Origin of the sequence: Desulfobacula sp. (assembly GCF_014237455.1) — a bacterium.
In the GTDB taxonomy this organism is placed as follows: domain Bacteria; phylum Desulfobacterota; class Desulfobacteria; order Desulfobacterales; family Desulfobacteraceae; genus Desulfobacula.
Map to the genome: position 1 here is coordinate 1 of NZ_JABZFL010000018.1, position 8,770 is coordinate 8,770.

Consider the following 8,770-nt stretch of genomic DNA (forward strand, 5'->3'; position numbering starts at 1 on the left):
ATGCCTTTGAGGGCTTTTTGAAAATCAAATTCTTTATCATCTTGTGTCATGTCAGTTCTCCTTTTGGAGCTGAGTATATCAGCTTTTAGTTAACTGACACAGAATTTTGAACGCCCTCTTTAAAAAAGCAGCCTATGAATACAAGTCTTTTCTATCCAATTCTTCCTTAACAGCGACTCCTATTTTTTCTATTGTATACGGTTTTTTTATGTATTTTCCTGCACCAAGTCTTTGAGTTTCCTTGACCCGTTTTGTCTCAGAAAATCCACTTGCGATGATTGCTTTCTGACCGGGATGTAATTCAAGTATCTTTTTATATGTCTCAAGCCCATCAATTCCAGGTTCCATTATCATATCCAATATCAAAAGATCTGCTGAATTATCCTTCATGTAATCAACCGCTTCTTCACCACTTGAAACTGATATGGTAGAGTAACCCAATTCCTTTAGTATCCGGGATGCAATATCACACTGCTCTTTTATATCATCCACTATAAGAATTGTATTTCCCCTTCCCTTGTATTCTTCCATTGGCAAGGCTTTTTCTTTTTCAATTATTTTCTTCCTGGTTACCGGAAAGTAAAGAATGAATGTTGTTCCTTCGTTTGGGGTACTTTGCACATCAATATATCCCTTATGATCCTTTACTGTTCCCCACACTACAGCCATACCTAATCCTGTTCCGCTTCTTCCCATTATTTTTTTCGTATAAAAAGGTTCAAATATTCTCTCTAAATCCAGCGATGAAATACCTATCCCGGAATCTGATACCGAAAGGATAATATAATTCCCTTCTTTTACATCATCATACCCTTTTATTGGTTTATCAATATATCTGTTTTGTGTTGACATGAAGACATTTCCGCCTTCAGGCATTGCCTCTACTGCATTATTAACCAGGTTCATGACAGTTTTTGACAGGTGCACAGGTGAGCCCATAACATTTAGCAGATTCATCTCAAGATCACTTTCAATTTTAACGTCAGGATTAATTTTTTTTAGTTTTTTATACTCCAGAGAATTAAGATAACTAGTCACAATCTGATTTAAGTTTATAACTTCTGTAGCCACAACCCCCCTTCTTGCCAGTGTCAGCAAGTCTTGCACGATAGCAGCAGCTTTTTGTCCTGATTCCTGAATTGTTAAAAGGGGTCTTCTAAAGGGGCTCTCTTCAGGGGTCTCCATCAATAACAACCCTGGATAGCTCACAATACCACTCAAAACGTTGTTGAGGTCATGGGCTACACCACCTGCTAAAGTGCCAATGGCCTCCATTTTCTGAGCCCGCTGAAGCTGGGCTTCGAGTTTTTTGCTTTTTTTTTCTGCTCGCTTACGCTTGGAGATGTCTCTTGCGGCGGCGAACACACCAACCACATTTCCGTGTGAATCTTTATAGACAGAGGCATTATAAAGGACCGGGATAACTGTTCCATTACGGTGTTTAATTTCAAGCGGATAGTCTCTGACATAACCATCCCTGAAAACTTGTTGATACCCCTTTCGAGCTGCATCAGGAATGGTAAAATAATCTGAAAAATCTGTTCCGATGATCTCCTTGCGGGACAGTCCTGTAATTAACTCAGAGGCCTTATTAACATCGGTTATTTTACCTTTGGCTGATATCGTCACCAACGCATCAAGGTTGGCTTCTATAAGTCCACGAGTATATTGGTGTGATAGGTTTAGCGCCGCCTTTGCCCGCTTGAGTTCAGACTCTGCTCGCTCTAACTTCTGAATCCTTTTTTCTAATTCTTCATAAGTCGGTTTTTCAGCCATGTAAATTCCCTTTTATATCGAAATGGGCTTAATCCTTGAATCAGAAAGCTTGCCATATTCCGCAAAATTCCCAAACCATAACACCACCAGAATATTTTAAATATTCCAGTCAAACCCACTAAAATACAGTACAATAGATTGTGGTACAAGACAAATAACTTTTCAAAAAATAATTCAACTATATATCTTTGGAAGGTTAATTATGATTTTGTTACATCAAATTGGAAAAATAGTATAATCAAAAAATAACTGGCCATTCAACACATCACTTACCATAATTATAAAGTTTGGATCTATATTTTAACGAGGAGGTCACGGATGCGTCGCAACCCATGCCTCGGCCGGGTTAACGCAAAATCTATGAATTTTAAAATTTTCCTTGTTTATATTGCCAATTAATTCTATAAAATATTGCGGTTTTTATATGGGAATTTAAAAATTAAAACATAAGATGATCATACTAGTTTTAGGGTCATCAAAGCATAGAAACAAAAATAAAAAAACTAAGGAGGTTTTATGTCAATTTTAGTATTTGGTCACAAAAATCCAGATACCGATTCAGTTTGTGCAGCGATTGCACTTGCAGATCTTAAGAAAAAACTGGGTGAAGATATTGTTCCTGCAATGCAGGGAAAATTAAACCCTGAATCTACTTTCGTACTTGGGAAATTTGGTGTTGCAGAACCCGAGGTTGTTACTTCTTATGCAGGAAAAGATGTATACCTCGTGGATCATTCCGATCTTACCCAGAGCCCTGATGATCTTGGCGATGCCAACATTCTTGGTATTGTCGATCATCATAAACTGGGTGATGTAACTACGGGACAGCCTCTTGAATGCTGGATATGGCCTGTTGGCTGTACCTGCACGGTTATTGCATCCATGTATAATTATTTTGATATTGAAATACCAAAAGATATTGCAGGGATCATGCTTTGTGCAATTCTTTCCGATACAGTCATTTTCAAATCAGCTACCTGCACGGACACTGATAAAAAAGTATGTGCCCAGCTTTCTGAAATCTGTGGTGAAAGTGACCTGGAAACTTTAGGCATTGAAATGTTCAAGGTTAAATCCGCTGTGGAAGGCACCCCGATTCGTGACCTCGTTCTCCGTGATTACAAAGATTTTAATATGGGTGGAAAAGGTATTGGTGTTGGACAGCTTGAACTGGTTGATCTTTCAATTGTTGACGGTATCAAGGCAGATCTTGAAAAAGATATCCAAGCCCTTAAAGAAGAAAAAGGCCATGAGAGTGTATTCCTTATGCTGACGGATATCATGAAAGAAGGCACAGAACTTTTGATTGCATCAGATGATGAGTCTGTTGTTGAAAAAGCGTTTGGTGTTGCTCCTGTTGAAGGAAAAGCCTGGCTGCCCGGCATTATGAGCCGTAAAAAACAGATCATTCCTGATCTTGAAAAAATTCTTGGATAAACAATAAAAGCAAGGGCCTGGGACAGAAATCTATCCCAGGCCCTTTACTTTTTACGTTTAGTCTTAACTTTATCTTATCCGGCTGCCTTGGATTTTTCATAACAGACAAGACCGCATCTTAAGCATCTGTCTGCTTCAGCCTGTGCTTCCTCTATTGAAAAACCCGTTGAAAATTTATCGGCAGACCCTTTTTTAATTTTGCTTAATTTCATGATATTTTTTGGAACAATATCAACATTGTTCAACACTGCAACATCCTGAAGCACGGATTGCTCTGTTATAAATTTGGAAGACGCCTGGAACTCAATTCCATACATCAGATTATGAATTGCAGCAGCCGCTTTTCTGCCACCATTAATAGATGTCACTACGGAAGGATATTCACTGATGACATCCTGATTTGAAAGCAAGCCTAATTCTCTGTTAGCATCCGGTTTTTTCTGTAGTTCAACACCTTCCCAAGCCAGTGGTCCATTATTTTCAATCAGGTCTTCTTCCCCATCCTGTTCTTCTTTTTTTACAGGAATAAACACAAGCTCTGGAAATCTTCCTGACCCTATGATCAACGTATCTGTAGAAATAACCTGTTTCACACCAGTATCAAGCTCACCATATTCAATTGCTTTTAACTGCCCATTTTCACCCGTTATTTTGGTGACTCCGGCATTATAAATAATGGTGACTCCGGCATTGGACAACTGATCAATGGCTTCCGAGTCAAAAGAAGAATCATCCGGGTGTTTTCTTGAAAGAACGGTTATTTTCTTTGATCCGTTTTCTTTTAAAATATCCACGGCATCCGGTACGCTGATGCCACCGCCCGCGATCACGACATTTTCCCCTGATGCTACACTGATCTTCTTATCTGATTTGCTTCTTAAAAGATCAATCAAAAGATATGCCCCGGGAAAAACCGTTTCAGCCTGATTAATATCTCCCCTTAATAGCCTGGAATCCCAGCCGCCGGTAGCAGTAAAAACAGCCTCAAAACCATCTTTTAAAAGTCCTTCAATGGTAAAATCTTTACCGGCTCTGGCATTTGTCTGGAACCTCACCCCCATTTCTTTTACGCCCTCAATATCCCAGTCAAGCACGTCCATGGATAATCTTTCCCTGGAAATGGCCTTACGAAGAATACCGCCTAAAGACTCCGTTGCTTCAAAAACCGTTGGGTCATGACCGAGCCTTGCAGTGAAAAATGCAGTTGACAATCCTTCAATCCCACCACCGATAACAGCAACTTTTTTCCCGGTTAACGGTGCTTTATACGGCAATATTCGCTTGTCCTGATTCATTTCATAATCACAGACAAATCGTTTTAAATGGTTTATGGCAACCGATTCATCCTGCAAAAGCCTTCTGCATTTAAATTCACATGGGGCTGGACAAATCCTTGAAATAACTGTTGGGAAAGGATTCCTTTCTTTGATTACCTGAACCGATCCTTCAAAATCGCCTTCTTTGATCAGCCGAATATACTTTTTAATATCAATCCCGGTGGGGCAAGCCCTCTGACAGGGTGTAATACACTCTTCCTTTGTATATTCCCGCATGATCCTCCGGGTCACGGATGTGAGCCGGATAATATTCTTGGGGCAGACCCTTTCACAGGCGCCGCACCCCGTACATTTTTCCTGATCAACCTTGGGCAAGCCGTCACTGCCTATGGACAACGCACCAAACATACACGCTTTTACACAGGTCCCAAGTCCCAGGCAACCGATCCTGCAAACCTTCATTCCTCCGAATAACAATGCGGCTGCCCTGCAATCGGTCACACCAAGGTATTTATACTCCATATCTGCATCATCATTGCCATAATAGCATCCGGGCCCTGCAAATTCAGGCTCCTTATCTACAACAGACACTCCCATAATCCCCGCAATGGCCATGGCAACATCATCCCCGGCAGCTACACAGGAATTGACATCCTGTTTTCCCTCTACAATGGCCTGGGCATTGGCATTACATCCCGGAAACCCACACCCACCGCAATTGGCTCCCGGCAGGGCATCATCAATAGCGACAACCTTTGGATCTTCGTATACGTAAAACGCTTTTGAAGCAATCACTAAGACAGTACCGATTGCAACCCCAAGTCCGCCCATCATTAAAATAGATTGAAACATGAATATATCCTTACGGTTTGCATTTTCGTTTATTCATCTTAATATTAAAATAATCCACTACTGTATAAACACTTGAAAAATGAAAAGTCAATAATATCAATAAAATTTATTTTATTTGCTACATTGACAATAATTCACCGACAGTGTACAAAATTATTCGTTGTCAGGGCAAATTGGTGAAATAGTTATGAAATCATATCCGGGAAAATAATCATGGACCGTAATATTATAGTAATAAACGAAAATGAGTTGACCTTTGAACCTGGTGAGACGATTCTTGAAGTTGCACAACGAAATAAAATTGACATTCCCACTCTGTGCCATTTGAAAAACACGATTCCCACCACGACATGCAAGATATGCCTGGTTGAGATAAAGGGTGAATCAGATCTGGTCGAATCTTGCGCAACAAAAGCAAAACAAGATTATATCGTTTTTACGGAATCTTCAAAGGTTATCAAAGCACGCCAGAAGAACATCAGCAAACTTCTGGCTTCCGGCAATCACAATTGTGCTATCAGAAATTTTGATACGAATGACTGGACATCATTTCAACTGGATGTTCTTAAAAGTGACGGGAAAGAGGACCTTTGTCCGGTATGGGGCGATTGTGAACTCCAGGACCTTGCCTACCGATATCAGGTCAAAACCCTTGGCATGCCGTTAAATGGGTGCAAATATGAAACTGAACGTGCCAATCCTTTTATTATCAGAGATTTTTCAAGGTGTATCCTTTGCGGAAGGTGCGTAAAAGCCTGCCGGGAAATCCAGGTGAACAATGCCATTGAGTTTGGTTACAGTGGTGAAGATCTTAAAATCATTGCAAAAGAGGATGCAACTTTGAAAGATTCTGACTGTGTCTTTTGCGGTGAATGCATCCAGGTCTGCCCTGTCGGTGCTCTGGTGCCGGATAAAGCGTTTCGGGACGGCAGGTTTACCGATACAAAAAAAGTTAGAACCACTTGTGCCTTCTGTGGAGTCGGATGCCAGATGGATCTGTTTGTCCAGAACAATAAAATTGTTAAGATTGATGGAGCGGACGTTGATCTTCCGCCAAACAATGCAAGCCTCTGTGTCAAAGGCAGATTTGGATATGAATTTGTTGCTTCCCCCAAACGGTTAACCAAACCTTTAATTAAAAAGGATGGTAAACAGGTTGAAGCATCATGGGACGAAGCACTGGATCTTGTGGCCCAGAAACTTGGCGCCATTAAGGAGGAATTCGGTCCGGACAGTCAGGGCTTTCTGACCTCTGCCAGGATCACCAATGAAGACAACTATGTTGCCCAGAAATTTACCCGGGCCGTTCTAAAGACAAACAATATAGACCATTGTGCCCGCCTGTGACACAGCTCCACCGTAGCCGGTCTGGCTGCAGCATTTGGAAGTGGTGCAATGACTAATACAATTGCCGATATTGAAACATCTGATTTGATAATGATAATAGGATCCAATACAGCAGAAAATCACCCTGTTCTCTCAAGTTTTGTTAAACGCGCTGTTTTAAAAGGGAAAAAACTCTATGTAATTGATCCTCGACGGGTAAAGCTTACCGACCATGCCGACAAATGGCTGAGGCTTTTGCCGGGCACCGACATTGCCTTGATTAATGGCATGATGAATGTCATCATTAAAGAAAATCTTCATGACAAAAAATTTGTTGAAGAAAGAACAGAAAATTTTGAAGCCCTCAAAGAAATAGTTGAAAAATACACCCCTGAATATGTAGAAAATATAACAGGCGTAAAGGCTGAAGATATTGTTGAAGTTGCAAAAGCCTTTGCTAAAGCGCCCGTGGCATCAATCCTGTATTGTATGGGCATAACCCAGCATACCTGTGGTACAAACAATGTAAAATCCCTTGCAAATCTTTCAATGCTCTGCGGCCATTTGGGAAAACCCGGCGGTGGTGTAAACCCCTTGCGCGGTCAGAACAATGTTCAGGGTGCCTGTGATATGGGTGGATTGCCAAATGTATTTACAGCCTATCAGCTGGTCAGCAATGATGAGGCCAGAACCAATTATGAAAAAGCATGGAACACCACGGGCATGTCGGCAACCCCGGGAATACCCGTTACTGAAATGATTCAAAAAGCCTATGAGGGAGAACTGAAATCCCTGTATATCATCGGCGAAAATCCCCTGGTCTCAGACCCGGATCTCAACCATGTAAGAAAAGCCCTTGCAAACCTTGATTTTTTTGTTGTTCAGGATATCTTTCAGACAGAAACCACAAGGATAGCAGACGTGGTATTGCCGGCTGCCTGTTTTGCAGAAAAGGATGGCACCTTCAGTAATACAGAAAGACGGGTTCAACGGGTCAGAAAAGCTGTTGAAGCGCCTGGAGAAGCAAAACAGGACTGGAAAATCCTTTGTGAAATAGCCAAAAGAATGGGATATGAAATGCCCTATGAAAACAGTGAAGCTATATTCAAGGAAATTGCAGCTGTCACACCTTCCTACAGAGGCATAACATGGGACAGAATCAAGGATATCGGCATTCACTGGCCCTGTCCAGATGAAACCCATCCTGGGACACCCATTTTACATACTGCCCAATTTACAAGGGGCAGAGGACTTTTCCATGCAATTGAACATACCCCGCCGGCTGAACTGCCGGATGAAAAATACCCCTATATTCTGACAACCGGAAGAGTATTATACCACTACCATACCGGAACAATGACCATGAAAACAGACGGGCTCAACATGCTCTCACCTGAATGTTTTGTGGAAATATCTTCAGGAGACGCTCAGAAGCTTGGTCTTGATACAGGATCTATGGTGGATGTCGCTTCGCGCAGGGGTAAAATCAGTGCAAAACTCAAAGTGTCCTCAAAAGCTGTGGATGGAACTATTTTCATCCCCTTCCATTTTGCCAAAGCTGCGGCCAATGAGCTGACAAATGCAGCCCTTGACCCAACTGCCAAAATACCAGAGTTTAAAGTCTGTGCCATAAAGATTGAACCTGCCATAGCTTAAGTACTGACGAACATATAAAGGGAACGCAAGGGATCACACCCCGGCGTTCCCTTTATACTGCCAATCATACGATTGTGCAGATATAAATTCCATCATTTTTTTATACTTTCAAATATCTTTAAAGGTATTGACCTTTTGATATTTTTAAAATCACAAAAGCTTGAATCTGATCCTTAAAACACCGCCTTCAAACCCTGTTGTTGTGATATTAAACTTTCCGATCTCCTTGGTTGAGTTTACATGAGGACCAATACACGGGCAGGCATCGTAATCACCGATACGAACAATTCTCAATTCGTTCAAGCCTTCTTGATCCGGAACTCGTTCAAGGTTAACCCTGTCGTTGCATAAAAAAAGTAGTAAATTAGTAAAGAAAAAGCTTGAGGAACCCCATGAATAAAGGTTATAATAAGTTTATGAGACAAAAAAACAACCAAATTCAGGAG

The 8,770-nt window shown here is 41.2% G+C and carries 5 protein-coding genes; 2 read left to right on the forward strand and 3 right to left on the reverse strand.

The genetic code is table 11. The features are described 5' to 3' along the window. Positions 1–132: 132 nt before the first annotated feature. A complete protein-coding gene (locus HGJ91_RS03350) occupies positions 133–1,776 on the reverse strand; it encodes an ATP-binding protein (protein ID WP_291346282.1) in 1,644 nt (547 codons plus the stop codon). Positions 1,777–2,292: 516 nt separating this feature from the next. On the opposite strand from HGJ91_RS03350, the gene HGJ91_RS03355 reads away from it, so the two are divergent. Next, positions 2,293–3,213, forward strand: coding sequence for a manganese-dependent inorganic pyrophosphatase (locus HGJ91_RS03355; RefSeq protein ID WP_291346283.1), 921 nt, complete (start codon positions 2,293–2,295; stop codon positions 3,211–3,213). A gap of 74 nt (positions 3,214–3,287) precedes the next feature. Here HGJ91_RS03355 and HGJ91_RS03360 read toward each other — a convergent pair whose 3' ends face one another. Further along, entirely contained in the window at positions 3,288–5,342 is a 2,055-nt protein-coding gene (locus HGJ91_RS03360) for an FAD-dependent oxidoreductase (RefSeq protein ID WP_291346284.1), read from the reverse strand. A gap of 213 nt (positions 5,343–5,555) precedes the next feature. Between HGJ91_RS03360 and fdhF the strand changes: the two genes are divergently transcribed. Then, a complete protein-coding gene (gene fdhF / locus HGJ91_RS03365) occupies positions 5,556–8,324 on the forward strand; it encodes a formate dehydrogenase subunit alpha (RefSeq protein WP_291346285.1) in 2,769 nt (922 codons plus the stop codon). 150 nt (positions 8,325–8,474) lie between these two features. Here fdhF and HGJ91_RS03370 read toward each other — a convergent pair whose 3' ends face one another. After that, entirely contained in the window at positions 8,475–8,627 is a 153-nt protein-coding gene (locus tag HGJ91_RS03370; protein ID WP_291346286.1) for an alanine-tRNA synthetase second additional domain-containing protein, read from the reverse strand. Between the last annotated feature and the right edge of the window lie 143 nt (positions 8,628–8,770).

What these genes read in the sequence shown, in the direction of transcription:
- HGJ91_RS03350 (WP_291346282.1), bottom strand. Translation starts at nt 1,776, where the DNA reads ATGGCTGAAAAACCGACTTATGAAGAATTAGAAAAAAGGATTCAGAAG.
- HGJ91_RS03355 (WP_291346283.1), top strand. Translation starts at nt 2,293, where the DNA reads ATGTCAATTTTAGTATTTGGTCACAAAAATCCAGATACCGATTCAGTT.
- HGJ91_RS03360 (WP_291346284.1), bottom strand. Translation starts at nt 5,342, where the DNA reads ATGTTTCAATCTATTTTAATGATGGGCGGACTTGGGGTTGCAATCGGT.